This window comes from Pseudomonas sp. TSRC2-2, assembly GCF_049897785.1.
In the GTDB taxonomy this organism is placed as follows: domain Bacteria; phylum Pseudomonadota; class Gammaproteobacteria; order Pseudomonadales; family Pseudomonadaceae; genus Aquipseudomonas.
Genome location: NZ_JAFCWZ010000008.1, coordinates 176,928 through 201,284 on the forward strand (window position 1 = coordinate 176,928; position 24,357 = coordinate 201,284).

The 24,357-nt window shown below is 59.4% G+C and carries 22 protein-coding genes; 11 read left to right on the forward strand and 11 right to left on the reverse strand.

Going from position 1 to position 24,357, the window contains the following annotated elements:
• Positions 1–68: 68 nt before the first annotated feature.
• From ACP7D9_RS17855 to tssI, 3 genes are all read right to left on the reverse strand, one after another.
• Positions 69–1,313 carry a TIGR03862 family flavoprotein gene (locus tag ACP7D9_RS17855; protein ID WP_426158878.1) on the reverse strand — a complete coding sequence of 415 codons (1,245 nt, stop codon included), beginning with the start codon at positions 1,311–1,313 and terminating at the stop codon, positions 69–71.
• A 186-nt stretch (positions 1,314–1,499) separates the two neighbouring features.
• Positions 1,500–2,420 (reverse strand): histone deacetylase family protein, encoded by a 921-nt coding sequence (locus ACP7D9_RS17860; RefSeq protein ID WP_426158880.1) that lies wholly within the window; start codon positions 2,418–2,420, stop codon positions 1,500–1,502.
• Between the two features lie 1,124 nt (positions 2,421–3,544).
• Complete coding sequence (gene tssI / locus ACP7D9_RS17865; protein ID WP_426158882.1) at positions 3,545–4,231, reverse strand: type VI secretion system tip protein TssI/VgrG; 687 nt, start codon at positions 4,229–4,231, stop codon at positions 3,545–3,547.
• Positions 4,232–4,347: 116 nt separating this feature from the next.
• Here tssI and ACP7D9_RS17870 point away from each other — a divergent pair, with 116 nt between their 5' ends.
• The 4 genes from ACP7D9_RS17870 (at position 4,348) to ACP7D9_RS17885 (ending at position 7,865) form a co-directional block, all read left to right on the forward strand.
• The gene (locus tag ACP7D9_RS17870) at positions 4,348–5,415 is read left to right on the forward strand and encodes a zinc-ribbon domain-containing protein (RefSeq protein WP_426158884.1); all 1,068 of its coding nucleotides are present in this window, start codon (positions 4,348–4,350) and stop codon (positions 5,413–5,415) included.
• A gap of 309 nt (positions 5,416–5,724) precedes the next feature.
• Entirely contained in the window at positions 5,725–6,294 is a 570-nt protein-coding gene (locus ACP7D9_RS17875; protein WP_024014420.1) for a GNAT family N-acetyltransferase, read from the forward strand.
• 111 nt (positions 6,295–6,405) lie between these two features.
• A complete protein-coding gene (gene tesB / locus ACP7D9_RS17880; RefSeq protein ID WP_101160533.1) occupies positions 6,406–7,275 on the forward strand; it encodes an acyl-CoA thioesterase II in 870 nt (289 codons plus the stop codon).
• Positions 7,272–7,865, forward strand: coding sequence for an HAD family hydrolase (locus ACP7D9_RS17885; protein WP_122747545.1), 594 nt, complete (start codon positions 7,272–7,274; stop codon positions 7,863–7,865). Before tesB ends, ACP7D9_RS17885 begins: the two co-directional genes overlap by 4 nt.
• Positions 7,866–8,007: 142 nt before the next feature.
• Here the strand turns inward: ACP7D9_RS17885 and ACP7D9_RS17890 are convergent, their stop codons facing one another.
• Both ACP7D9_RS17890 and ypfJ read right to left on the reverse strand, forming a co-directional pair.
• Positions 8,008–8,961 (reverse strand): alpha/beta fold hydrolase, encoded by a 954-nt coding sequence (locus ACP7D9_RS17890; protein WP_101160531.1) that lies wholly within the window; start codon positions 8,959–8,961, stop codon positions 8,008–8,010.
• Positions 8,962–9,846: a KPN_02809 family neutral zinc metallopeptidase gene (gene ypfJ, locus ACP7D9_RS17895; protein ID WP_073475567.1), complete on the reverse strand. Its 885-nt coding sequence runs from the start codon at positions 9,844–9,846 to the stop codon at positions 8,962–8,964.
• Positions 9,847–10,236: 390 nt separating this feature from the next.
• On the opposite strand from ypfJ, the gene ACP7D9_RS17900 reads away from it, so the two are divergent.
• Together ACP7D9_RS17900 and ACP7D9_RS17905 are read left to right on the forward strand one after the other, a co-directional pair.
• Positions 10,237–11,115, forward strand: coding sequence for a DMT family transporter (locus ACP7D9_RS17900; RefSeq protein WP_016773077.1), 879 nt, complete (start codon positions 10,237–10,239; stop codon positions 11,113–11,115).
• A gap of 33 nt (positions 11,116–11,148) precedes the next feature.
• The gene (locus ACP7D9_RS17905) at positions 11,149–11,331 is read left to right on the forward strand and encodes a hypothetical protein (protein WP_426158888.1); all 183 of its coding nucleotides are present in this window, start codon (positions 11,149–11,151) and stop codon (positions 11,329–11,331) included.
• Positions 11,332–11,596: 265 nt separating this feature from the next.
• Here the strand turns inward: ACP7D9_RS17905 and ACP7D9_RS17910 are convergent, their stop codons facing one another.
• Positions 11,597–12,934, reverse strand: a complete 1,338-nt coding sequence (locus ACP7D9_RS17910) for an MFS transporter (RefSeq protein ID WP_313005444.1) — start codon at positions 12,932–12,934, stop codon at positions 11,597–11,599.
• A gap of 351 nt (positions 12,935–13,285) precedes the next feature.
• Between ACP7D9_RS17910 and quiC the strand changes: the two genes are divergently transcribed.
• Positions 13,286–15,187: a 3-dehydroshikimate dehydratase QuiC gene (gene quiC / locus ACP7D9_RS17915; protein WP_426158891.1), complete on the forward strand. Its 1,902-nt coding sequence runs from the start codon at positions 13,286–13,288 to the stop codon at positions 15,185–15,187.
• A 102-nt stretch (positions 15,188–15,289) separates the two neighbouring features.
• Positions 15,290–15,967: a TetR/AcrR family transcriptional regulator gene (locus ACP7D9_RS17920; protein ID WP_101158818.1), complete on the forward strand. Its 678-nt coding sequence runs from the start codon at positions 15,290–15,292 to the stop codon at positions 15,965–15,967.
• Between the two features lie 78 nt (positions 15,968–16,045).
• Here the strand turns inward: ACP7D9_RS17920 and ACP7D9_RS17925 are convergent, their stop codons facing one another.
• The 4 genes from ACP7D9_RS17925 to ACP7D9_RS17940 all read right to left on the reverse strand — a co-directional run bounded on the left by ACP7D9_RS17925 (position 16,046) and on the right by ACP7D9_RS17940 (position 19,987).
• Positions 16,046–16,900 carry a shikimate dehydrogenase gene (locus ACP7D9_RS17925; protein WP_426158893.1) on the reverse strand — a complete coding sequence of 285 codons (855 nt, stop codon included), beginning with the start codon at positions 16,898–16,900 and terminating at the stop codon, positions 16,046–16,048.
• A 5-nt stretch (positions 16,901–16,905) separates the two neighbouring features.
• Positions 16,906–17,346 carry a type II 3-dehydroquinate dehydratase gene (gene aroQ / locus ACP7D9_RS17930; protein ID WP_426158895.1) on the reverse strand — a complete coding sequence of 147 codons (441 nt, stop codon included), beginning with the start codon at positions 17,344–17,346 and terminating at the stop codon, positions 16,906–16,908.
• Positions 17,347–17,615: 269 nt separating this feature from the next.
• A complete protein-coding gene (gene trmA, locus ACP7D9_RS17935) occupies positions 17,616–18,695 on the reverse strand; it encodes a tRNA (uridine(54)-C5)-methyltransferase TrmA (RefSeq protein WP_426158897.1) in 1,080 nt (359 codons plus the stop codon).
• The gene (locus tag ACP7D9_RS17940; protein WP_313005435.1) at positions 18,692–19,987 is read right to left on the reverse strand and encodes an NCS2 family permease; all 1,296 of its coding nucleotides are present in this window, start codon (positions 19,985–19,987) and stop codon (positions 18,692–18,694) included. Before ACP7D9_RS17940 ends, trmA begins: the two co-directional genes overlap by 4 nt.
• A 220-nt stretch (positions 19,988–20,207) precedes the next feature.
• Here ACP7D9_RS17940 and ACP7D9_RS17945 point away from each other — a divergent pair, with 220 nt between their 5' ends.
• Positions 20,208–20,654 (forward strand): DUF4879 domain-containing protein, encoded by a 447-nt coding sequence (locus ACP7D9_RS17945; RefSeq protein WP_426158899.1) that lies wholly within the window; start codon positions 20,208–20,210, stop codon positions 20,652–20,654.
• Between the two features lie 67 nt (positions 20,655–20,721).
• Positions 20,722–21,273 (forward strand): DJ-1 family glyoxalase III, encoded by a 552-nt coding sequence (locus ACP7D9_RS17950; protein WP_101158813.1) that lies wholly within the window; start codon positions 20,722–20,724, stop codon positions 21,271–21,273.
• 5 nt (positions 21,274–21,278) lie between these two features.
• Here ACP7D9_RS17950 and ACP7D9_RS17955 read toward each other — a convergent pair whose 3' ends face one another.
• Positions 21,279–22,514 (reverse strand): MFS transporter, encoded by a 1,236-nt coding sequence (locus tag ACP7D9_RS17955; RefSeq protein ID WP_101158812.1) that lies wholly within the window; start codon positions 22,512–22,514, stop codon positions 21,279–21,281.
• 395 nt (positions 22,515–22,909) lie between these two features.
• On the opposite strand from ACP7D9_RS17955, the gene ACP7D9_RS17960 reads away from it, so the two are divergent.
• Complete coding sequence (locus ACP7D9_RS17960) at positions 22,910–24,355, forward strand: cytochrome ubiquinol oxidase subunit I (RefSeq protein WP_101158811.1); 1,446 nt, start codon at positions 22,910–22,912, stop codon at positions 24,353–24,355.
• Positions 24,356–24,357 lie beyond the last annotated feature (2 nt).

A 24,357-nucleotide genomic window follows, 5' to 3' on the forward strand; every position in this document is an offset into this window, starting at 1 on the left:
ACGCTGCGATCTTTTGATGTTGATTTTTGAAGATCAAAAGATCGCAGCCTTGTTTCACTCGTCAGCTCCTACAAGGTTGTGTGCTTGAGCCACTGCACAATACCCAACCCCGCCGCCCGTCCGCTGGCAAAACACCCGGACAGCAAATACCCGCCCGTCGGCGCTTCCCAATCAAGCATCTCCCCCGCGCAAAACACCCCCGGCAACGCCTTGAGCATCAAGCGCTCATCCATCGCTTCGAACCTTACGCCACCAGCACTGCTGATTGCCTCATCCAGCGGACGGGTTTTTACCAAGGTCAGCGGCAACGCCTTGATCGCTCGCGCCAAGCGCGCCGGATAGGCGAACGTTTCGGCATCGATCAACTCGCGCAACAACGCTGCTTTAACCCCATCAATCCCCACCTGACTATGCAGATGCTTGGCCATCGAGCGCGAGCCGCGTGGTTTGCCCAGCGCCGCCAGCAATTTATCCACAGGCCGGCCGGGCAGCAGATCGATGTGGATAACCGCTGCGCCGTAGCGATTGATTTCCTCGCGTATCGGCGCCGACAGCGCATAGATCAGGCTGCCTTCCATCCCGGTCGCGGTGATCACGCATTCGCCCAGACGCGGGATATCGTCGTTCAAACCGATGGCGATGTTTTTCAGCGGCGCGCCGGCGAACTTGTTCACCAACAGGTCACTCCAGGCCTGCACCTCGAAGCCGCAATTGCTCGGCTGCAAGGGCGCCAGATCCACCCCGCGCTGTTCCAGCGGCAACATCCACGCGCCGTCTGAACCCAGGCGCGACCAACTGCCGCCGCCGAGGGCGAGCAGCGTGGCGTCGGGGGTTACGCGGATTTCGCCTTCGGGACTGTCGATGCGCATTGCGCCATTTGCATCCCAGCCGAGCCAGCGATGGCGGGTGTGGATAACCACGCCGCTGTCGCGCAGACGCTTGAGCCAGGCACGCAGCAGCGGGGCGGCTTTCATGTCGGTGGGGAACACGCGGCCGGAGCTGCCGATGAAGGTTTCGATGCCCAGTTCGTGAATCCACTGGCACAAGGCATCAGCATCGAATGCACGCAGCAGCGGGGCGATTTGCGGGGCGCGTTCAGCGTAACGGGAGAGAAACGCCGGGTAGGCTTCGGAATGGGTGATGTTCATGCCGCCGACCCCGGCCAGCAAAAACTTGCGGCCTACAGAAGGCATGCCGTCGTACAGATCGACACGGATTCCCGCCTGGCTCAGCACTTCGGCGGCCATCAGGCCGGCGGGGCCGCCGCCAATGATGGCGACGTGGGTGTTGGCGGGAGCGGAATTCTGGGTCATGGGCGTGCGCTGCGGTCTGGCGGGACAAGGCGGGCATTCTAACAGCCGAGCCCTTTGTAGGAGCTGCCGAAGGCTGCGATCTTTGCTGTGGATTTTTACAGCAAGATCAAAAGATCGCAGCCTTCGGCAGCTCCTGCGGGTTATCCAGAGGCAGTTCCACAGACATTGTGGATAACGCAACATGTTTCAGTGACAGCCGTGTAAATCCCATACCCGTTGCGCGCTGTGATGAAGGATGCCGTGGCGGCGGGCGAGGGCGTGGCGATCTTTGCTGTAGCCGCCGCCGATCACTCCGACCACCGGGATGTCGCGGCCCAGGCAATGGCGCATCACCCGTTCATCGCGCGCGGCTACGCCGGCGTCGGTCAGTTGCAGATAGCCGAGGGCATCGTCCTTGTGTACATCGACCCCGGCGTCGTAGAGCACCAGATCCGGTTGATATAGCGGCAGCAGGTAGTTGAGCGTGTCATCCACCACCTGCAGGTAATCGGCATCGCCCATGCCTTTGGGCAACGGAATGTCCCAGTCGCTTTCGGCCTTGCGTGCAGGAAAATTCTTTTCGCAGTGCAGGGAAACGGTAATCGCCTCCGGCGTGTCATGCAGAATCCGCGCAGTGCCGTCGCCCTGATGCACGTCGCAATCGAAGATCAGCACGCGATTGACCCGCCCGCTCTGCAACAGGTATTGGCTGATGATCGCCAGGTCATTGAAGATGCAGAAGCCGGCCGGGTAATCGTAGTGAGCGTGATGTGTGCCACCGGCGAGATGACAGGCCAGTCCATGTTCCAGCGCTTGCTCTGCCGCGAGGATCGAGCCGCCGACCGCGCGTACAGTGCGTCGCGCCAGCGCCTCGTTCCATGGCAGACCCAAGCGCCGTTGGTCTTCGCGGGACAACTGGCCGCTCATGTAGCGTTCGATATAGCTGCGGTCATGGGCGAGAGCGAGGATGTCGTCGGGACAGATCTCGGGCCGCAGCAAATCGACATCGCGGGTCAGACCACTGTCGACCAGGTGATCTCGCAACAGACGAAACTTGTCCATGGGGAAGCGGTGCTCCGCTGGAAACTCGGGGCTGTAGTCTTCGTGATAGATCAACGGCAAGGGCATCGGGATTTCAGGCCGGAACGCAGGAATGGTTCAGAATCGTATCAGCGATGTAGATGGTCGGCATATGGGCGAGTCGGCAGTACGAGTAGCGCAGCTGTAGAGCAGAGACTGTTGTTTGATCAGTCGGCCGCAGGGGTCATAACGATAAGTGTTAGCGCCGGACCGCACCACGCGTCAGCCTTTTTGCCCGGCGCGCACGCCCATAGTGGCGCTCGACGAAGGAGTGTGTGCCTCTCTCCGCGCGCTGCTCGGTGAGCAAACCGACCCGGTTGTATTGGCGGAAGCCGTGGCGCAGGACGGTTTTTTTCAATCAGTCGGCATATGCCCCGAATCATGGTGCTTGGGCACATTAATAGCTCCAGCATCGCGATGGCCATCTGGATGCTCGATCCATTTGTTCTTACCAATCGTGCTCTCTCAACCCAAATCTTCGCTTTTCTTGCTTTCATTTCAGAAGCAATTCCTGCCTCCACTCGATTCGTTGAGTTTTCAAATCCAATGTCTCGGAAGATTTCTCAAATGGATGATCATCGGTTTCGCGCATTAAACTGTTGGCAATATCGGGAAATTTAAACTTAGCATAGTGTTTGGCGTGCCATTATGCTGGGAATGAAACGTGAGAGAGAGGAGTGTTGGCTGCGACTTTAAAAAAATAGCAGCTTTATAAATGAAAGAATAGGTTATTAGTTACGAAGAAAAATAACTTTGCAGTAAAAACAAATCATATCCTCAGAGCCGCTAATCAGCTCGAATTCTATATTTTCTTCGGTTTTGGAGTTTGTGTAAAAAGTAAATGCTGGATATTGAATGAAGCTTACAAATCTCATGAAAACATCTTTAACCCCGTCTGGGGTTAGGCTATCACTGGTACAGCTGATCGAATAGGCTTGATTGTAAGTTGAGTATTCTAACTGAAAGTCATCGATAGAACTTTCACTGGAAAAAAATCTTTAATCTCAATTGATAATCCTTCTATGTTGGAAGGTTCTAATTCATAGATTAGTTTTTCTTTGATGTTCATCCTTTGCCTCTTGTTTTTGGTGGTTTTGGTACGTAGTGGCCGTTATTTGACCTTTGAGGGTGGGAGTATACAGTGATGATTTTTGTCTTCTCCTCGTTTAAAATTAGCCACGGCGCACGACCTGGCTGGTACGGGTGCTCAATCGCACACCGAAATGGCTGACTACGGGCTCTTTCGCCGCCAGGCCACTGCTCTGTTGATAGCGTGTGGGCGGCAGGATGGAAAACGCGGTCTGGTTATCGGCAAATATCAGGATGTGTTCGTTGGCATCGTGTTGGTGATGCCAATGAATACCGTCTTCGAAACAGATGCGTTGCACAAAATCAAAATCGGTTTCGCCGTACTGCACGCAGTATTCCCTCGGTACAGAAGGCTTGGGCGCAATGTTGAAACGCAGTTGACCGTCGAGGATCCCGTGCTCCTTGCACACCTTGACGATGATTTGCGGCACCGTCATTCCCTGGTATACCCGCTGGTTATGCCGATGCTGCAGTTGATATAAACGTGGACGAAGCGTCAGGTGATAGCGACTCAGGCGCTTGCCTCTGTCGCCCACTTCGGCGTCATCGATAAGGCCGTGAATCCCTTCGCCGCGCAGACCAAACTGCAAAAAAGCCGGCTGGTTGAGCAGGCTTTCCAAGTCGATATTCGGGTTTTCCGAGACCAGTTCGATTCGAATCGCATACAAGTTGCTGATCGCTTCATGGCCTTCGAATGCCAACACTTTGAAATCGTTGCTGACCGTGGGGAGAGTCAGTGAAAAGTGCGCAGCGTTAGCAGGGGCGAACATACGCTCATCCTTAAGTCAAAGTAATCAAGCGCACGCTCCAGTTCCACTGGTGTGAGCATTGATGGCACGTCACGCTAACAACGTGAGCATTGAAATTGATGTAGGAAAATCCGCGAATGTTTGTCGGAATATTCTTGATTTGGAAGTTGGGTCTTTTTGCGTGTCCGTTCTATTTACACTCCGGTTCCGCCCCCAAGTTAGCCGGCGTCATGAATAAGCAAACGACTAAAACGATCGAAGGTATGCGGCAACTGGCAAAGTCTCGTGGAGGAGAATGCCTGTCCGCTGTCTATCAGAATCTGTCCACGCGTCTGTCGTGGCGCTGCGCAGATGGCCATGAATGGTTGGCTGACCCGTATCGGGTGACTCGCGGCAGTTGGTGCCCGGTGTGCGCTCGGTTGCAAAGGCGCGACACCTTGCACTCTGCACAGCAAGTTGCCGTAAAGCGCGGTGGTCTGTGTTTGTCGCACCACTACGAGTCACGCCTGTTACCGATGGAATGGCAATGTCAGTTCGGCCACCGTTGGCAGGCAACGTTCGCCAGTATCGCCCAAGGCCGCTGGTGCCCGACCTGCGCCAAGCTGGCACGGCGCGACACTCTTGAAAACATGCAGGCAATTGCCACTGAGCGTGGCGGACGCTGTTTATCCGAAATTTACGTAAGTTGTGCTGACTCGCTGCTTTGGGAGTGTGCGCAAGGACATCGTTGGCAAGCAGTGCCTTCGAGTGTGAAATACGGACGGTGGTGCCCGCACTGTGCCAAGAACAAACTGCGCGGCAACCTGCAAGCGTTTCAGGCGATTGCTCTGACACGCGGAGGCGAGTGTCTTTCTTCTGAATATATCAATAGCGTTACGCCATTAACTTGGCGATGTGCTCAGGGCCATACCTGGAAGGCCGCCGGTGTGAGTGTCAAACAAGGAACCTGGTGTCGGCAATGTTATTACGACAGCATGCGCAGCAACATAAAAAACATGCGAATCATGGCTCAGGCCAGAGGAGGTAAATGCCTGTCGGAAGATTATGTAGATGCTTCGACCAAGTTGCAGTGGCAATGCAGTGTTGGTCATACCTGGCGCGCAATTCCTCACTCAATTACCCAAGGCCGGTGGTGTCCGGAGTGCTCTCACATGGCCAAGTGTCGTAATGAGCAGAAACGGCGTAAGTATTTAGGGGCTGGATAGAGAGTTTATTGCATCACTCCGTTCGCTGTTTTTTTTAGGCTTGTTTCGAAAAAAGTGTTGCCTGCGCTATCGCTCCTTCAGCTCTGGTCACGATCCCGGATGCCACTGGTCTTCCCGAGGAAACTCGCCTCGTTTCAAATGTTCGATAAGCCTACGGTCTTTGACTCGCGTGAATCTGTCGTTGCAAAGCGTTTGCGGACGGAGGAAGTCGGCTGCCCGCTTCAGACGATCCATGGTCGCCAGAACTGAGGAAAGAATGAACGATCCTACCAGCGATGTAGACTCAACGGCATGGAAATGGAGGGGACGATGGAGCCGATACTGGAGTTGCAAAGCGCGCGGTTGTTGATGCGTCAGTGGCAGGACGAGGATTTGCCGGCATTCGCCGCGATGTGCGCCGATCCGCAGGTGATGCGCTACTTTCCGGCGCCGTTGACCCGGCTGGAAAGCGCCGCATTGATCGGCCGCGTGCGCGGACATTTTGCCGAGCACGGCTTTGGCCTGTGGGCGCTGGAGCGCAAGGACACGGGCGAGTTCATCGGTTTCACCGGGTTGGGCGTGGTCGGCTTCGATGCGCCGTTTACCCCGGCGGTGGAGATCGGCTGGCGTCTGGCTAAGGAACACTGGGGCCTGGGTTACGCCAGCGAAGCGGCGTGGACCGCACTGCGCGCGGGTTTCGACCAGTTGAAACTGGAGGAAATCGTCTCGTTTACCGCCGGGCAGAATGCGCAATCAGAGAAGGTCATGCAGGCGATTGGCATGCACCACGATCCGCAGGACGATTTCGATCACCCCAAGCTAGCGCTCGATCACCCGTTGCGCCGCCATGTCCTGTATCGCATCAGCCGCGAACAATGGCTGCAAACCTTGCATGAATAAGCCGACACGGACGTTTACAATGGCCGCCATCGTATTTGGCCCGTGCCAGAACCTGAATCGTCCGCCGCAGCCAAGACTGCGCGCCCATTGCTTTGTGTGAGGAGAGTCTGAATGAGCCAAGTGCTGGAAGATCTGGTCGATTTGCTGACCCTGGAGCCGATCGAAGAAAACCTGTTCCGTGGCCGCAGTCAGGATCTGGGGTTCCGCCAGTTATTCGGCGGTCAGGTGCTCGGCCAGTCGCTGTCGGCGGCCAGTCAGACAGTGGAGGAGGCGCGCCATGTGCATTCGCTGCACGGTTATTTCCTGCGCCCGGGCGATGCCAAGTTGCCGGTGGTCTATTCGGTTGATCGCGTGCGCGATGGCGGCAGCTTCAGCACCCGCCGTGTGACGGCGATCCAGAAGGGCCACCCGATCTTCACCTGCAGTGCTTCATTCCAGTACGACGAAAAAGGCTTCGAGCATCAGGGCCAGATGCCAGCGGTGGTCGGCCCGGAAAACCTGCCCTCGGAGCTGGAACTGACCCAGCAGCGCGCGCACCTGATTCCCGAGCACATGCGTGAAAAACTGCTGTGCCCGAAACCGATCGAAGTACGCCCGGTCACCGAAAAAGACCCGTACAACCCGCAGCCGGCCGATCCGGTGAAATATGTGTGGTTCCGCGCCGATGGCGCCCTGGCGGACATCCCGGCGCTGCACAAATACCTGCTGGCCTATGCCTCGGACTTCGGTCTGCTGACCACGTCGATGCTGCCCCACGGCAAGTCGGTCTGGCAGAAAGACATGCAGGTCGCCAGCCTCGATCACGCGCTGTGGTTCCACAATGATCTGCGCGCCGATGACTGGTTGCTCTACGCGATGGACAGCCCATGGGCCGGCAACTCCCGTGGTTTTTCCCGTGGCAGCGTGTTCAACCGTGCCGGGCAACTGGTCGCTTCGGTGACTCAGGAAGGTCTGATCCGCCATCGCAAGGACTGGGCATGAGCCTGACCGAGGTTCGTCATTGGGTGTTCGACATGGACGGCACGCTGACTGTCGCCGTGCATGATTTCGCGGCGATTCGCGTGGCGTTGGCGATTCCTCCGGAGGACGACATCCTCACCCATCTCGCTGCATTGCCAGCGGATGAAGCAGCGGCCAAGCATGCCTGGTTGCTTGAGCATGAGCGCGATCTGGCATTGGGCTCGACCCCGGCCACCGGCGCGGTGGAGCTGGTGCGCGACCTGCATGCGCGCGGTTATCGCCTCGGCATTCTCACGCGCAATGCGCGTGAGTTGGCGCACGTGACGCTGGAGGCGATCGGCCTGGCTGACTGCTTTGCGGTCGAGGATGTGCTGGGTCGCGACGAAGCACCGCCGAAGCCGCATCCCGGCGGTTTGCTGAAACTGGCCGAGGCCTGGCAGGTGCCGGCCAGTGACATGGTGATGGTGGGTGATTACCGCTTTGATCTCGATTGCGGCCGAGCGGCGGGCGCGCGGACGGTGCTGGTGAATCTGCCGGACAATCCGTGGCCGGAATTGACCGATTGGCATGCAAAGGATTGTGTTGAGTTGCGGCGGATGCTTCAGGGTTGAGATTTCATTGCCTGACCGGGCGCCTTCGCGAGCAAGCCCGCTCCCACATTGGATCTTCAGTGCGCAGATATTTTGTGCAAGGCACAGCACCCATGTGGGAGCGGGCTTGCTCGCGAAGAGGCCGGCACATTCAACGCAAAACCTATTGGTCAAACAAAGCCTTCTGCCCCTCCGCCGAAGTCAGCATGCCATCCCCGTCATGCCCGACCCCTGGCACTTCAATCAGCCGTTGATTGACCCCTTCTGGGTGCCGACGCAATAAGTAGCCGAAATACAGCTTCCCGCGCATCAAGCGGTAAGCCCCTTGCGCCTCGGCCGCGCAGCTCTTGTCCAGCGCCGGATGTTCCGGGTCGACATCCTGCTGCCCCAACAGATAAATCACCTCGCGTTTGACGTAAGCGCTCTCAACCTGCAACGGCGTTTGCCCGCCGGCATACACCGGCATGTCCGCCAGCCCGTATTTCCAGCGATTGAAGCCCGGGCATTGCGCGTGATCGAATGCCACTGGCCGCTGTTCGTTGAAGTAGGCATAGGAAGAGGGATTGGCCACCACATAGCGCAAGCGAATGCCGTTGGCCTTGAGCGCTGGCTGAGCTTTGGCCAGCAGGGCGTAACGCTGCACCACCTGACCCCCGCCGGAGTGGCCGAAGATCACGATCTGCTTCACGTCCGGAAACTGTTTGCGATCGCTGAGCCGCGCGACGATTTCATCCAGTGCTGCATAGGAACTGAGCGGATTGGGCCCGATGGACAAGCCGCCGCCCATCCATTCGTCGCCCTGCCAGCGCAGCACCGTCGGCGGCAAGGAATATAGGGTGACGTCACTTTCATTGAGAAACTGCGGAGCGATCACCAGCGTGTGCGCGGTCTGCCCGGCAAGTTCGGCGGCGCTTTGCGCGCTTTTGCGGTAGGTCTCGGCGTTGCGCAGGCGACCGTGAATGACGATCAGTACACGCTCGATCTTCTCCGGCGCCGGGCCGATCCCCACCGCCATTTCCCCGGCCTTCAGCTGCAAGCGACCGGGGCTGATCGCATCGACGCCGGCCGCTTGCGCGGTGCCGGCGATGAACAGTAACGCCACAAGCCATTTATGCATTTACAGGGTTTTCGCCGCAAAGGTGTCGCACTGGCTTACCTGGCCTTGCGCGAATCCGGTTTTGAACCAGCGCACCCTTTGCGCTGACGTACCGTGGGTAAACGAGTCCGGGACTACACGGCCCTGGCCCTGTTGCTGCAAGCGATCATCGCCGATGGCGTTGGCGGCGTTCAAGGCTTCTTCGATGTCGCCCGGTTCCAGCCAGTTCAGGCGCTTTTGAGCGTTGTACGCCCAGACACCAGCGAGGCAGTCAGCCTGCAATTCCTGGCGGACCAGCAAGCCGCCGTCGCCTTCCATTTGCCGACCTTGCTGGCGCGCCGTCTGCATCTTCGCCGAGACGCCAAGCAGCGTCTGCACATGGTGGCCGACTTCGTGTGCAATCACGTAAGCCTGAGCGAAGTCGCCGGCGGCTTTGAAACGCTGCGACATTTCCTGAAAGAAGGCCATGTCCAGATAGACCTTCTGGTCGGCCGGGCAATAAAACGGGCCGGTGGCAGAAGTGGCCATGCCGCATGCCGAGTTCACCCGGTTGCTGAAGAGCACCAGCGTCGGGTCTTTGTATTGGCGCCCGGCCTGCTGGAAGATCGGACCCCAGGTATCTTCTGTGTCGCCGAGGATCGAACGGACAAATTCGGCCTGTTCATCATTGGCCGGCGGCGCCTGACGGGTTTGCGAAGTGGCCGCTGGTTGCTCCATCTGCCCGGTCAATTGACCGAGGATCTGCATAGGGTCCTGGCCGGTGAGCCAGCCGATGCCGACGATCAGCACGATGGCGGTCAGGCTCAGGCCCTTGCCGCCACCGAAGCGCATGCCGCCGCCACCGCCGGCATCATCACCCCGGGCGTCGACGACGTTGTCACTGCGTCGGCCTTTTTTCCATAGCATGTGGGAATCCTCTTTTATTACGGGTGATGAGTCTGGTGCTGATGAGTGTTGCCGCTGTGTGAGTGTGGCGCCAGTCCGGTCGTCCGTCCAATTACGCGCGCTGGTGTAGTGCGGGCTTGGTATTGACGGTTGACCCGGCGGCAAATTCAATCCCGAGAGGAATTTCTTCCGCCGAATTCATGAACCGGCTGTTTCGACAGCAGTCTGTGATGTTGCACACTTGCCTGGCGCCGAAGTGGCGGGAATCTTGCGTCACGGTTGTACTCAACGGCAGTTTCCCGGCGAACAGGATTGCAACCTGTGCGTTTGCTGAAAGCTCAGCCGACTATGATTGCCACAACGATTGCCGCCAGCGCGAACGTTCGCCCGGTTTTTTTTCAGAGATTGCCAATGACCGTCAGCACCCCGCTCTCCGGTGTCAACCAGCCCTTCAAGGGGATCCTGCTGATTGTCGTGGCGACGTTCCTGTTTTCCAGCCACGACGCGTTGTCGAAATACCTCTCCGGTTTTTATCCGATCGTGATGGTGGTGTGGGCGCGCTATGTGGTGCACACCCTGTTGATGGCGGGGATTTTTTTGCCGCAGTCCGGCCTGCGTGTGCTGCGCACCAAAAAGCCGCTATGGCAGCTCGCCCGTGCCCTGTGCCTGCTCGGCACCAGTCTGTTTTTCACCACGGCGCTGCTGTACATCCCGCTGGCGGAAGCCACGGCGGTCAACTTTCTCGCGCCGGTATTGGTCACCGCATTGTCGGTGCCACTGCTCAAGGAACGGGTGACGCGCGGGCAATGGATCGCGGTGATCTGCGGTTTCATCGGCGTGCTGATCATCGTCCACCCGGGGGGCGAACTGTTCACCCCGGCGATCCTGCTGCCGTTCTGCTCGGCGCTGTTTTTCTGCTTCTACCAGTTGCTGACGCGCAAGCTCGCCGAAGTGGACAGCCCGACCACCAGCAACTTCTTCGCCGGCCTGTGCAATACCCTGGTGATGAGCGCGCTGGTGCCGTTCTTCTGGCAAGTGCCGACGTGGACTCATGCCGCGCTGATGCTGGCGCTGGGCAGCTGCGGGATGACAGCGCATCTGTTCCTGACCCAAGCCTTTCGCCACGCCGCACCGGCATTGCTGGCGCCGTTCGGCTACTGCCAGATCGTCTTCGCGGGGTTGTTGGGCTGGCTGCTGTTCAATCACACACCGAGCGGCTTGACCGTGATTGGTATTGCGGTGATTTGCTGCAGCGGATTGGCGGCAGCGTGGCAGCAGAGCCGGCGCTGAGGAAAAGCAAAAATCCCTTGTAGGAGCTGACGAGTGAAACGAGGCTGCGATCTTTTGATCTTCAACAGCGAGATCAAAAGATCGCAGCGTTCCGCAGCTCCTGCAGAAGCGATGCAGGCAGGTTATTCGCTAACGGCAGGATCTCTGGTGCAGCGGATTGGCGGCAGAGCCGGCGCTGAGGAAAAGCAAAAATCCCTTGTAGGAGCTGACGAGTGAAACGAGGCTGCGATCTTTTGATCTTCAACAGCGAGATCAAAAGATCGCAGCGTTCCGCAGCTCCTACATAAGCGATGCAGGCAGGTTATTCGCTAACGGCAGGAATCTCTGGTGCAGCGGATTGGCAGCAGAGCCGGCGCTGAGGAAAAGCAAAAATCCCTTGTAGGAGCTGACGAGTGAAACGAGGCTGCGATCTTTTGATCTTCAACAGCGAGATCAAAAGATCGCAGCGTTCCGCAGCTCCTACAGAAGCGATGCAGGCAGGTTATTCGGTAACGGCAGGAATTTTGCGCGGTGCCATGAAGTACATCCACGTCAGTGCGAGGAAGTACATCGCCGGGATCAGCGTGAACAGCACGGTGTAGTTGTTGTGGGTGACGGTGAGGATGTGGCCGACAATCTGGGTCATGAACATCCCGCCGATCGCCGCGCACATGCCGCCGAAGCCGAACACTGTGCTCATCATGTGCTTGGGTGTGTAGTCCATCACCAGGCTCCAGATGTTCGCGGTCCAGGCCTGGTGCGCACCGATCGCCAGCGAGATCGCCGCCACCGCCACCCACAGATTCGCCGAGCCTGCGGCCATCACCACGCCGATGATGCAGCAGGCAAACAGCAACATCGACAGCAGTCGCGCCTTGATCGAGTTCATGCCGCGACCGATCAGGAACGAGGACAGAATCCCGCCGCCGACACTGCCGAAGTCAGCCGTGACGTAGATGATGATCAGCGGAATACCCATCTGCGTGACGTTGATGCCGAGGTTGTATTGCTGATTGAGAAACGGCGGCAGCCAGTACAGATAGAACCAGAACACCGGCGCGGTCAGCGAGTAGGCGAGGGCGAAAGCCCAGGTGCCACGCATGCGCAAGATTTTGCTGAACGGTACGCGGGCCTGTTCCGGTTCGATTTCCTGCTGAATGTAATCGAGTTCCGACTGTTTCACCGTCGGGTGATCTTCCGGGTTGAAGTACTTCAAGCCCCAGAACAACAACCAGATCCCGCCGAGTGCGGCCATGCACAGGAACGCTGCCTGCCAGCCCCACGCATGCAGGATCAGCGGCAGCAGCATCGGCGTGAACATCGCGCCGACGTTGGTGCCGGCGTTGAAGATGCCGGTAGCGACTGCACGTTCACCGGCCGGGAACCACAGGCGCGTGGTTTTCACGCAGGCCGGATAGTTGGCGGCTTCGGTCAGGCCGAGGATGAAGCGGCAGACCATGAAGCCGGCTGCCGAAGTCGCCAGACCATGGGCGCCGGTGGCCAGGCTCCAGAGCAGCACGGCGCAGAAGAACACGCGCTTGACGCCGACCCGGTCGATCAGTCGCCCTTGCAGGACAAACCCGATCGCGTAGCCGACCTGAAACCAGAAGTTGATGTTGGCGTAATCCATCGCCGTCCAGCTCATTTCCTTGGCGAGGATCGGCTGCATGACGCCGAGGGCGGCGCGGTCGATGTAGTTGAGGGTGGTGGCAAAAAACACCAGCGCCAGCATGCCCCAGCGGGTCTTGCCGACGGCCATGGCGCCGCGGATCTTGTCGCCGATGCCACCCGTGGCAGTGCTCATGGCCGGAGCCATGCGGGAAGTCTGTGAAGGAATCATGTGTTCCACCCGTTTTTGGATTTGTTATTTGGTGTTCTTTACGGTCGAACACCTTGTCCGGTGGTTAGTGGCCGGACTCGATGTGCAGCCGATGTTGGGCAGTGAACAAAAAATCGTCAATTCGCCAAATCGCCTTAGTGTTCGATAATCGCACGCAAAACTAACCGGGTAGTACACTTTAAATTGCTGCGCGCGGGGATGCAGCCAATAATTTCCCTCACTATAAAAACCCATTCCCTTGTAGGAGCTGCCGAAGGCTGCGATCTTTTGATCTTGATCTGAAAAAAACATCAAACGATCACAGCCTTCGGCAGCTCCTACACAAAAGCGGCGCAGTCCGGGAGTTGAAACATGCAGCGTTCCATTGCCACCGTTTCCTTGAGCGGCACCCTGCCGGAAAAACTCGAAGCCATTGCCGCCGCCGGGTTCGACGGCGTAGAGATTTTCGAAAACGACCTCCTGTACTACGACGGCAGCCCCCGGGAAATTAAACAGATGTGCGCCGATCTGGGGATCGCCATCACCCTGTTTCAGCCGTTTCGTGATTTCGAGGGTTGCCGCCGCGATCGCCTGGCCCGCAACCTGGAGCGCGCCGAGCGCAAGTTCGACCTGATGCAGGAACTTGGCACCGACCTGGTGCTGGTGTGCAGCAACGCCGCGCCGGACAGTGTCGGCGATCAACAAATCCTCGTCGATGATTTGCGGCTGCTGGCCGAACGCGCTGCTGTTCGTGGTCTGCGGATTGGTTACGAAGCGCTGGCCTGGGGCCGGCACGTCAACACTTATCAACAGGTCTGGGACATCGTCCGTCAGGCCGATCACCCCAACCTCGGCGTGCTCCTTGATAGCTTTCACACCCTGTCGCTGAAGGGTGATCCGAGCGCGATCGCCGATATTCCCGGCGACAAGATCTTTTTCGTGCAAATGGCCGACGCGCCGATCCTGGCCATGGATGTGCTGGAGTGGAGTCGGCATTTCCGGTGCTTCCCGGGGCAGGGCGAATTCGATCTGCCCGGCTTCCTCGCGCCGATCATCAAGAGTGGCTATACCGGGCCGCTGTCGCTGGAAATCTTCAATGACGGCTTTCGCGCCGCGCCGCCACGGGCCAACGCCGCCGACGGTTTGCGCTCGCTGCTGTATCTGGAAGAGAAGACCCGTCAGCGTCTTGAGCAGGAAGCGGCGCCGGTGGCCCACCGTGAAATTCTTTTCGAAACGCCGCAGGCCAGCGAATACAACGGCGTTGAATTTCTTGAGTTTGCCGTCGACGAAGCGCTGGGGGCGAAGCTCGGTCACTGGCTGCAACGCCTGGGTTTTGCCAAGGCCGGGCAGCATCGCTCGAAGAATGTCAGCCTGCTGCGTCAGGGCGATATCAACCTGATTCTCAACTCCGAGCCTTATTCGTTTGCTCACAGTTTTTTCGAAGCCCATGGCCCATCGCTGTGCGCTACGGCCGTGCGAGTCAAGGACAGCGCCAGTGCGCTGGCCCGTGCGGTCGCTTACAAAGGGCAGCCCTATCGCGGGCTGGTCGGGCCGAATGAACTGGAACTGGCGGCAGTGCGTGCACCGGACGGCAGCCTGATTTATCTGGTCGATGCGGACGCCGACGTGTACGGTACCGATTTCAATCTGTTGCCGGACGCGCAAACCAGCGGCGGCCTCAAGCGTATCGATCACATGGCCACGGCGTTGCCGGCCGACAGCCTCGACAGTTGGGTGCTGTTCTATAAAAGCCTGCTGGATTTCGAGGCCGACGACGAGGTGGTGCTGCCCGATCCATACGGTCTGGTGAAGAGCCGCGCGTTGCGCAGCCGCGACAGCTCGATCCGGCTGCCGCTGAATATTTCCGAGAACCGCAACACCGCTATTTCTCATGCACTGTCGAGTTATCGCGGCTCCGGCGTGCACCACATCGCCTTCGATTGTGACGACATCTTCGCCCAGGTCAGTCGCGCCAAAGAGGCCGGCGTGCCGCTGCTGGACATCCCGCTCAACTACTACGACGACCTTGCGGCGCGCTTTGATTTCGACGATGAGTTTCTCAGCGAGCTGGCCTATTACAACGTGCTCTACGACCGCGACGCCCAGGGCGGTGAGTTGTTTCATGTCTACACCGAGCCGTTCGAGGGGCGTTTCTTCTTCGAAATCATCCAGCGCAAGAATGGCTATGCCGGCTACGGCGCGGCCAACGTTGCAGTGCGGCTGGCGGCGATGGCGAAATCGCGCAGCGGTGCAGTGCGGCAGGCGAAGTTGTAGGGAATTCGTAAACGCGGGATTAAACACCGGCTGCGCGGCTTCCTTCACTGTCCCGCGCGGCCCATAATCGCCAGCTTGTGCAGTGATGGCCGTGAGCCCGCGATGACCATGAATTCAGAACTTTCCGCCGCTGCTGTCGAGTCCGACGCAGTGCCGCGCAAGAGTCGCAAGAACAATCCGGAAAAGACCCGCGAAAACATCCTGCAGGAGGCGATCGTCGAGTTCGTCCAGCAGGGCCTGTCCGGCGCCCGCGTCGACGCGATCGCCGAGCGTATCCACACCTCCAAGCGCATGATCTATTACTACTTCGGCAGTAAGGAGCAGTTGTACGTCGAGGTGTTGGAGAAACTCTACGGCGATATTCGCAGCACGGAAAACCGTCTGCATCTGGACGAACTGCCGCCTGAACTGGCGATCCGCCGACTGGTGGAATTCACTTTCGATCACCACGATCACAACGTCGATTTCGTGCGCATCGTCAGCATCGAAAACATCCACAACGCCGAGTACGTAAAGCGCTCCGATGCGATCAAGGCGCTGAACAACACGATCCTCGACACCTTGGGCGGGATTCTGCAACGGGGGGCGGACGAAGGTGTGTTCCGGCGTGGCATCGATGCGCTGGACGTGCACCTGCTGATCAGTTCGTTCTGTTTCTATCGTGTGTCGAACCGTCACACGCTGGGTGAGATCTTCCAGATAGACCTGCCGGACGAAACCATCAAGAAGCGTCATCGCGAGATGATCTGCGAATCGGTGTTGCGCTATTTGAAGGCCTGACAGTCAACAGATCGCAGCCTTCGGTAGCGCCTGCACCGTTTCCAGCAGGAGCTGCCGAAGGCTGCGATCTTTTGCTCTTCAACCCTTCATGCTTTGAAAATGCTCAAGCATGCGCTGCGCATCCGGCACCACGCCGCTGAACAATTCAAACGCCTTCACCGCCTGAAACACCGCCATGTTGCCGCCATCCAGCGTGCGGCAGCCCAAGGCACGGGCGTCGCGCAGCAGTTCGGTTTCCAGCGGGAAATACACAATCTCCGCGACCCACATTTCCTTGCGCAGCAACCCGGCCGGCACCGGTGAACCCGCAAGCTTGGCCATGCCCATCGGCGTGGTGTTGACCAGACCCTCGGCCTGCGCCAGCGCCCCGGACAAATCCCGTCCGGCCTGCGCGCGACCGGGGCCGAAATGTTGATTCAGATTGTTTGCCAGGCTCTCGGCACGCTCGCGGTCGACATCAAAAATCGTCAATTGCCGTACGCCTTCGCTGAGCAGCGCGTGGGCCACCGCCGCGCCAGCCCCACCCGCGCCCATCTGGACTACACGTTCGCGGGCAGCGTCCGTCAGACCCCGGCGAAAACCCTCGGCGAAACCGAGGCAATCGGTGTTGTGGCCGACGCGCTTGCCGTCCTTCAGCACCACCGTGTTCACTGCACCGATGCCCCGGGCTTCCGGCGACAATTCATCGAGCAACGGGATGATTGCCTGCTTGCACGGAAAGGTGATGTTCAGCCCGGTGTAATTCATTCGCTCCGCCGCTTGCAGCAAGTCGGGCAGGGCTGTGCTGTCGAGGCGCAACTGATCGAGGTCGATGAGCTGATACAGATAGCGCAGGCCCTGCGCATCACCTTCGTGCTCATGCAGGGCGGGCGTGCGCGAAGCCTGAATGCCGGCGCCAATCAGCCCGGCGAGTATCACCCTGGAACGTGACATGGCCTTCATCCCTGCAACCGCTGGCGGAAATGCTCCAGCGCCAGGCGATAACCATGGCTGCCGAAGCCGCACATCACCGCCGTGGCGATGCCGGAAACAAACGAGTGATGACGGAACGGCTCGCGGGCATGCACGTTGGACAGATGCACCTCGATCACCGGCAACTCACTGGCGACCAAGGCATCGCGAATAGCCACCGACGTATGCGTCCACGCGGCCGGATTGATCACGATCCCCGCGCAACGACCGCGCGCCGCGTGAATCCAGTCGAGCAGCTCGCCTTCGTGGTTGGTCTGGCGAAATTCTACCGTCAGGCCGAACTCGTCAGCCGCGCGACCACACAGCGCCGAAATATCCGCCAGGGTTTCATGACCATAAGTCGCCGGCTCACGCGTGCCGAGCAGGTTCAGGTTCGGGCCGTTAAGCACCAGAACGATAGGGGACATGGGGCAACTCCACTTCTTGTTTTTGGCATCGGCCGAGAGGTTTCAGCCTGTGGGGATAAAATGTACCAGGTGGTTACATTGGTCAATTGAACAAAAATGACCTTGGCGTTTTATGTTCGGTAATCGCACAGATCAAAAGATCGCAGCCTTAGGCAGCTCCTGCATGTGGAACGCGGTTATCTGCAGGAGCTGCCGAAGGCTGCGATCTTTTAGAGCGCCCATAAAAAAGCCGTCAATCACGACGGCTTTCTCTTTTCAACTACCCGCAATCAGCGCCGGGTCAGCAACACACCCGATTCCATGTGATGCGTCCACGGGAACTGGTCAAACATCGCGCACTGGGTGATGCGATGGGTGTCGTGCAGTTGGGCGATGTTGGCGGCCAAGGTGTCCGGGTTGCAGGAGATGTAGAGGATGTTGTCGAAGCGCCGCGTCAGTTCGCAGGTGTCCGGGTCCATGCCGGCGCGCGGTGGGTCGACGAAGACGCTGCCGAACTCATAGCTCTTCAGGTCGATGCCGTGCAGGCGGCGGAACGGGCGCACTTCGTTGAGCGCTTCGGTCAGCTCCTCGGCGGACAAACGCACCAGCGTGACGTTATCCACAGCGTTTTCGCTGAGGTTGCTCAGGGCAGCGTTGACCGAAGTCTTGCTGATTTCGGTAGCGAGCACTTTGCGCACGCGAGTCGCCAGCGGCAGGGTGAAGTTGCCGTTGCCGCAGTACAACTCCAGCAGATCATCGCTGCGATCGCCCAAGGCTTCGTATGCCCAATTGAGCATCTTCTGGTTCACCGTGCCATTGGGCTGGGTGAACGCGCCTTCGGGCTGGCGATAGCTGAAGGTGCGACCGCCGACTTCGAGCTTTTCGACGACATGATCCTGGCCAAGCACTTCGCGCCTGCCCTTGGAGCGGCCGATGATGCTCACGCCGAGATCGGCCGACAACCGAGTCGCCGCCGCGTGCCAGTGCTCGTCCAGCGGGCGGTGATAGCACAGGGTGATCATCGCGTCCCCGGCCAGCGTGGTCAGGAATTCGACCTGGAACAACTTATGGCTCAGCGCCGAACTGGCCTGCCATGCCGCTTTCAACTGCGGCATCAACTGATTGATGCGCAGGCTGGCAATCGGGAATTGCTCGATGAGGATCGGCGTTCGCTTGTCGTCCTGAGAGAACATCGCGTAATGCCGTTCGCCACCCTCGCGCCACAGGCGGAATTCGGCGCGCAGGCGGAAGTTCTGCAACGGCGAATCAAACACCGTCGGCTCGGGTGCATCGAACGGCGCCAGCAGCTCACGCAAGCGCGCGACCTTGGCTTCGAGTTGTTCGGCGTAGGCTTGGGAATCGAAACTCATGCGTTGAACCAACCCAACTTGATCACAAACAGAATCGACAGAATCACCAGCGCCGGGTTCAGCTCACGGGCACGGCCGGACAGCAGCTTGATGGCGGTCCAGGCGATGAAACCGAAGGCAATGCCGTTGGCGATCGAATAGGTGAACGGCATCGCCAGTGCAGTGATCACAACCGGCGCAGCCACGGTGATGTCATCCCAGTCTATTTCCGCCAGGCCGGATGTCATCAGCACGGCGACGAACAGCAGGGCTGGCGCGGTGGCGAAGGCTGGAACGCTGGCCGCCAGGGGCGAGAAGAACAGCGCCAGCAGGAACAGGATTGCCACGACGATGGCGGTCAGGCCAGTGCGGCCACCGGCACTGACGCCGGCCGCGGATTCGATGTAACTGGTGGTGGTCGAAGTACCGAGCAGCGAGCCGGCCATGGCCGCAGTGCTGTCGGCGATCAGCGCGCGACCCATTTTCGGCATGTGGCCGTCCTTGCCCATCAGGCCGGCGCGCTTGGCGACGCCGATCAGGGTTCCGGAGTTGTCGAACAGGTCGACGAACAGGAAGGCGAAGATCACGCTGACCAGACCGATGTCCAGTGCGCCTTTGATGTCCAGTTGCAGGAAGGTCGGCGCCAACGACGGCGGCATCGACAGGATGCCGCCGAACTCGGTGACGTTCAGTACGATCGAGGCGACGGTCACGGCGAGAATGCCGATCAGCACCGCGCCGCGCACTTTCAGCGCTTCGAGCGCGACAATCACGGCAAAGCCGACGGTGGCCAGAATCGGTGCAGGCTTGGTCAGATCGCCGAGGCCTACCATGGTCGCCGGGTTGCTGACCACAATGCCGGCGTTGTGCAGGGCGATCAGCGCCAGGAACAGGCCGATACCGGCGGCGATCGCCGAGCGCAGTGGCAGCGGGATGGCGTTGATGATCCATTCCCGAATGCGGAAGATCGACAACAGGAAGAACAGCACGGCGGAAATGAACACCGCACCCAGCGCCACCTGCCAGGTGTGGCCCATGTGCAGCACCACGGTGTAGGTAAAGAAGGCGTTCAGGCCCATGCCAGGGGCGAGGGCGATCGGGTAGTTGGCGATCAGGCCCATCACGGTCGAACCGATGGCGGCCGCCAGACAGGTGGCGACGAAGATCGCGCCCTTGTCCATACCGGTCTCGCCGAGGATGCTCGGGTTGACGAACAGAATGTAAGCCATGGCCAGGAAAGTCGTGACGCCCGCAAGAATTTCGGTGCGCACGTTGGTGTTGTGTGCCTTGAGTTGAAACAGCCTTTCCAGCATGTCTGCTCCCCGGGGCGCGCATGGCGCCGTGAATGTATCGACCTCAACAGCAAAGCACAGACCGTCGCAAGCGCCTGGAAAATTGTCGTGGGCCGGAAAAAGCCGCGCATCATACCAGCCGCGTGAAGAATTTGGCGGATGTTGGTGTCGATCGTCGGCGAAGTTTTGCGCAGCAGACAACTGCGCCATACTGCGCGCTGATTTTTCGGAGTGGGCAGGCATGCGCAACGGCGGGATAACAGTTTTTGGATTGGTTGCAGCAGTGCTGGTGGCAGTCCCGGCGTTCGCGGCATCGGCGCCGCCGTTGAGCGAAGTGAAGGTGATCAAGGTGCAATCGCCGTCCTGCGGCCTGGAGGATATTGCCGATAACCAACCGCAAACCCAATGCAATCACAGCGGGCCGAACATCAGGGTCTACGTGCTGGAAGTCGGCTATGGCCAGAACCAGCCGCACGTGACTCTGGATGGCTTCGAGGTCAACGGCACCCGAGGTCCGGTGTGTGCCTTCGATAATGGCAATCTCACCGAGTGCACGCCTGGCAGCAAAACCGTCGGTTCTCTTTATACCTTCGATCTGGCTGGCAAGCAGGAAGGCACCTTCAGCTTCAGCAACACTTCGATCAACGCCCCGCGCAACACACTCTCGATCCAGCTTTACATCAAGTAACGGCTGTCTTCGAACAGGGTGGGACAAAGCTGTCTACGCTTTACAGACTACCCAGCGGAAAGCGCCCATGACTTCCAGAGCTCTGATTGCCCTCGCCGAGGGCGTCGATGATTTGCAAAGCGTGACCCTGATCGACGTGCTGCGCCGCGCCGGCATCGAGGTGGTCGCCGCCAGCATCGAAGGCCGGCGCATGCTGACCTGCGCGCGCGGCACCCGGCTCACTGCCGATGGCATGCTGGTCGATGTGCTGGCGCAAAGCTTTGACCTGATCGTCCTGCCGGGCGGCGCCGTCGGTTCGCAGCATCTGGCGGCGCATCAGCCCTTGCAGCAATTGCTCAAGGATCAAGCCAGCGCCGGCCGACTGTTCGCCGCCATCGGCGAAGCCCCGGCTGTCGCGCTGCAAGCTACAGGTGTGCTGCGCCAGCGCCGCATGACCTGCCTGCCCGGCGCCAGCCACCAACTCTCAGGCTGTACGTTTGTTGATCAACCGGTGGTGGTCGACGGCAACTGCATCACCGCCCAAGGCTCGGGCGCGGCGCTGGAGTTTGCCTTGACCCTGGTCGAGCAACTTGGCGGCAAGGCGTTGCGGTTGAAGATGGCGGGGGAGTTGATGGCTTGAAAGTTTCAGACCTTCTCCTCCACCGGCACATGCATCCGGTCCCGATTGACCAACGTCGGGAACAGTTTGATCCACGTTCCCGTCACCACCAGCGTGCCGATCCCGCCCATGACCACCGCCGGCACGGTGCCGAACCAGTGGGCGGTGAGGCCGGATTCGAATTCGCCCAACTGGTTGGAAGCGCCGATGAACAGGCCGTTGACCGCGCTGACCCGGCCGCGCATTTCGTCCGGGGTTTCCAACTGCACGAACGAGGCGCGGATGACCATGCTGATCATGTCCGCCGCGCCGAGCACCACCAGTACCGCCAGCGAGAACCAGAACGAGGTCGACAGGCCGAACGCGATGGTGGCGACGCCGAAGATGCCGACAGCGGTGAACATCACCCGGCCGACATTGCGTTCCACGGCAAATCGCGCCAGAAACAGTGACATCAGCAACGCGCCCACCGCTGGCGCCGAGCGCAGCAAACCCAGGCCCCACGGACCGGTCAGCAGAATGTCCTTGGCGAATACCGGCAGCAACGCCGTGGCGCCACCGAGCAACACGGCGAACAGATCCAGCGAGATCGCGCCAAGGATGTCCGGGCGACTGCGGATGAAGCGAATCCCGGCCAGCAATGAATCCAGCGTGGCTTTGCCTTTATTCAACGGCGTCTGGCGCGCCGGCAGGTTGAGCATCAGCGAGCAGGCGATCACGTAGAGCAACACGGTCGGGCCGTAGACCCAGACGCTGCCAAATGCATAGAGCAAGCCGCCGAGAGCCGGGGCGACGATGGTGGCCGACTGTTGCGCTGATTGCGCGGCGGCCACTGCACGGGGGAAAAGCGCGCTGGGGACGATGCTCGGCAGCAGCGCCTGAGTCGTCGGCATCTCGAACGAACGTGCCGCGCCGAGCAGAAAGGCGAGGATAAAAATCATCTCGCGGGTGACATGGTCCGTCGCACTGCCGATGGCCAGGGCCAAGGCAATCAATGCCTGCAACGACTGACAGAGCGCGGCGACCTTGCGCCGGTCATAGCGATCGGCGACATGCCCGGTGTGCAGCATGAACAGTACACGCGGGGCGAATTCGACCAGCCCGACCAGGCCCAGATCCAGTACGTTGCCGGTCAGTTGATAAAGATTCCAGCCAATCGCCACGGTGAGCATCTGGAAACCGCTGGCGGTGAAAATTCGCGCCAGCCAGAAGGCCATGAACGGGCGATGGTGACGTAACAGCAGGGGCGCTGGTGTGGGCATCTGAAGGCAAGTCTTGGACGAGTGAACGGCGAGATTATCACCAGTCTGTAACAGGAAGTTGCTACTGGAAATAATTCGGTCAGCCAGACAACGATTTTGTAAGCCGCGTGGATCAGGCGCGTCGGCCATTCGATTGATTCTGAAAGAGTGAGACAACTTGCCACGCGGCAAACGACCACGCAGTTCGTTGGCAAAAATGGGACTACTCTTTCAACGTTGCTTGATCCAGATCAAGGCCTCATCCGGAACTGATCTGACGGCCAGTTGGCCAGACTCCCTGCGTTGCGATGGTTGTAAAAAAAGAACGAATCCGAATTCGCCGCACTCCATATCCGTGGGGGCAGTGGTGCAGGCCTCCGGGTCCGCTACCCGTACTACCTGACAGAGGAAGCCATATGTTCGGTTTAGAGGCTCTCGATCTCGCCCGAATTCAGTTCGCGTTCACCATCTCGTTCCACATTCTGTTCCCGGCCATCACCATTGGCCTGGCGAGTTACCTGGCGGTGCTCGAAGGTCTGTGGCTGAAAACCCGCAACGACACCTACCGTGACCTCTACCATTTCTGGTCGAAGATCTTCGCGGTCAACTTCGGCATGGGCGTGGTCTCCGGGCTGGTCATGGCCTATCAGTTCGGCACCAACTGGAGCCGCTTCTCCGACTTCGCCGGCGCTGTTACCGGGCCGTTGCTGACTTATGAAGTGCTTACGGCATTCTTCCTTGAGGCCGGTTTCCTCGGCGTGATGCTGTTCGGCTGGAACAAGGTCGGGCGCGGCCTGCACTTCTTCTCGACGGTGATGGTGGCGGTCGGCACGCTGATTTCGACTTTCTGGATTCTCGCCTCCAACAGCTGGATGCAGACGCCGCAGGGCTTTGAGATCGTCAACGGCCAGGTTATCCCGACCGACTGGCTGGCCATTGTCTTCAACCCGTCATTCCCTTATCGCCTGATGCACATGGCGACTGCCGCGTTCGTTGCGACGGCGTTCTTCGTCGGTTCGTCGGCGGCCTGGCACCTGCTGCGTGGCAGGGACAACCCGGCGATCCGCACCATGTTGTCGATGGCCATGTGGATGGCGCTGATCGTCGCGCCGATCCAGGCAGTGATCGGCGACTTCCACGGCCTCAATACGCTCAAGCATCAGCCAGCGAAAATCGCGGCGATCGAAGGCCACTGGGAAAACCATGGCGACGAAGCGACGCCGCTGATTCTGTTCGGCTGGCCGGACATGAAAGAAGAACGCACCAAATTCGCCGTGGAGATTCCTTATCTCGGCAGCCTGATCCTCACTCATTCGCTGGACAAACAGGTACCGGCGCTGAAGGAATTTCCACCCGAAGACCGGCCGAATTCGACCATCGTGTTCTGGTCGTTCCGGATCATGGTCGGCCTCGGCTTCCTGATGATCTTCACCGGGTTGTGGAGTCTGTGGCTGCGCAAGCGCGACTCGCTGTATACCTCGCGGCCGTTCCTGCATCTGGCCTTGTGGATGGGACCTTCGGGCCTGATCGCGATTCTGGCTGGCTGGTTCACCACGGAAATCGGCCGTCAGCCATGGGTGGTCTACGGTTTGATGCGCACTGCAGATGCTTCGTCCAACCACAGCTTCATGCAGATGAGCATCACCCTGATCATGTTCGTCGTGGTCTATTTCGCCCTGTTCGGCGCAGGTCTCGGCTACATGATGCGTCTGGTACGCAAAGGGCCGAAGATCAGCGAGGGCAGCGAAACGCCGGACGGTGGTCCAGGCAAGAAACGCACCCCGGCGCGTCCGTTGTCCGCAGCCGACGATCCGGCCGAGGGCGAGCACGAAGACAACACTCGCTTGACCAAGGAGATTTGACT

Coding starts and splice junctions, on each gene's coding strand:
- ACP7D9_RS17855 (WP_426158878.1), bottom strand. CDS start 1,313: ATGACCCAGAATTCCGCTCCCGCCAACACCCACGTCGCCATCATTGGC.
- ACP7D9_RS17860 (WP_426158880.1), bottom strand. CDS start 2,420: ATGCCCTTGCCGTTGATCTATCACGAAGACTACAGCCCCGAGTTTCCA.
- tssI (WP_426158882.1), bottom strand. CDS start 4,231: ATGTTCGCCCCTGCTAACGCTGCGCACTTTTCACTGACTCTCCCCACG.
- ACP7D9_RS17870 (WP_426158884.1), top strand. CDS start 4,348: ATGTTTGTCGGAATATTCTTGATTTGGAAGTTGGGTCTTTTTGCGTGT.
- ACP7D9_RS17875 (WP_024014420.1), top strand. CDS start 5,725: ATGGAGCCGATACTGGAGTTGCAAAGCGCGCGGTTGTTGATGCGTCAG.
- tesB (WP_101160533.1), top strand. CDS start 6,406: ATGAGCCAAGTGCTGGAAGATCTGGTCGATTTGCTGACCCTGGAGCCG.
- ACP7D9_RS17885 (WP_122747545.1), top strand. CDS start 7,272: ATGAGCCTGACCGAGGTTCGTCATTGGGTGTTCGACATGGACGGCACG.
- ACP7D9_RS17890 (WP_101160531.1), bottom strand. CDS start 8,961: ATGCATAAATGGCTTGTGGCGTTACTGTTCATCGCCGGCACCGCGCAA.
- ypfJ (WP_073475567.1), bottom strand. CDS start 9,846: ATGCTATGGAAAAAAGGCCGACGCAGTGACAACGTCGTCGACGCCCGG.
- ACP7D9_RS17900 (WP_016773077.1), top strand. CDS start 10,237: ATGACCGTCAGCACCCCGCTCTCCGGTGTCAACCAGCCCTTCAAGGGG.
- ACP7D9_RS17910 (WP_313005444.1), bottom strand. CDS start 12,934: ATGATTCCTTCACAGACTTCCCGCATGGCTCCGGCCATGAGCACTGCC.
- quiC (WP_426158891.1), top strand. CDS start 13,286: ATGCAGCGTTCCATTGCCACCGTTTCCTTGAGCGGCACCCTGCCGGAA.
- ACP7D9_RS17920 (WP_101158818.1), top strand. CDS start 15,290: ATGACCATGAATTCAGAACTTTCCGCCGCTGCTGTCGAGTCCGACGCA.
- ACP7D9_RS17925 (WP_426158893.1), bottom strand. CDS start 16,900: ATGTCACGTTCCAGGGTGATACTCGCCGGGCTGATTGGCGCCGGCATT.
- aroQ (WP_426158895.1), bottom strand. CDS start 17,346: ATGTCCCCTATCGTTCTGGTGCTTAACGGCCCGAACCTGAACCTGCTC.
- trmA (WP_426158897.1), bottom strand. CDS start 18,695: ATGAGTTTCGATTCCCAAGCCTACGCCGAACAACTCGAAGCCAAGGTC.
- ACP7D9_RS17940 (WP_313005435.1), bottom strand. CDS start 19,987: ATGCTGGAAAGGCTGTTTCAACTCAAGGCACACAACACCAACGTGCGC.
- ACP7D9_RS17945 (WP_426158899.1), top strand. CDS start 20,208: ATGCGCAACGGCGGGATAACAGTTTTTGGATTGGTTGCAGCAGTGCTG.
- ACP7D9_RS17950 (WP_101158813.1), top strand. CDS start 20,722: ATGACTTCCAGAGCTCTGATTGCCCTCGCCGAGGGCGTCGATGATTTG.
- ACP7D9_RS17955 (WP_101158812.1), bottom strand. CDS start 22,514: ATGCCCACACCAGCGCCCCTGCTGTTACGTCACCATCGCCCGTTCATG.
- ACP7D9_RS17960 (WP_101158811.1), top strand. CDS start 22,910: ATGTTCGGTTTAGAGGCTCTCGATCTCGCCCGAATTCAGTTCGCGTTC.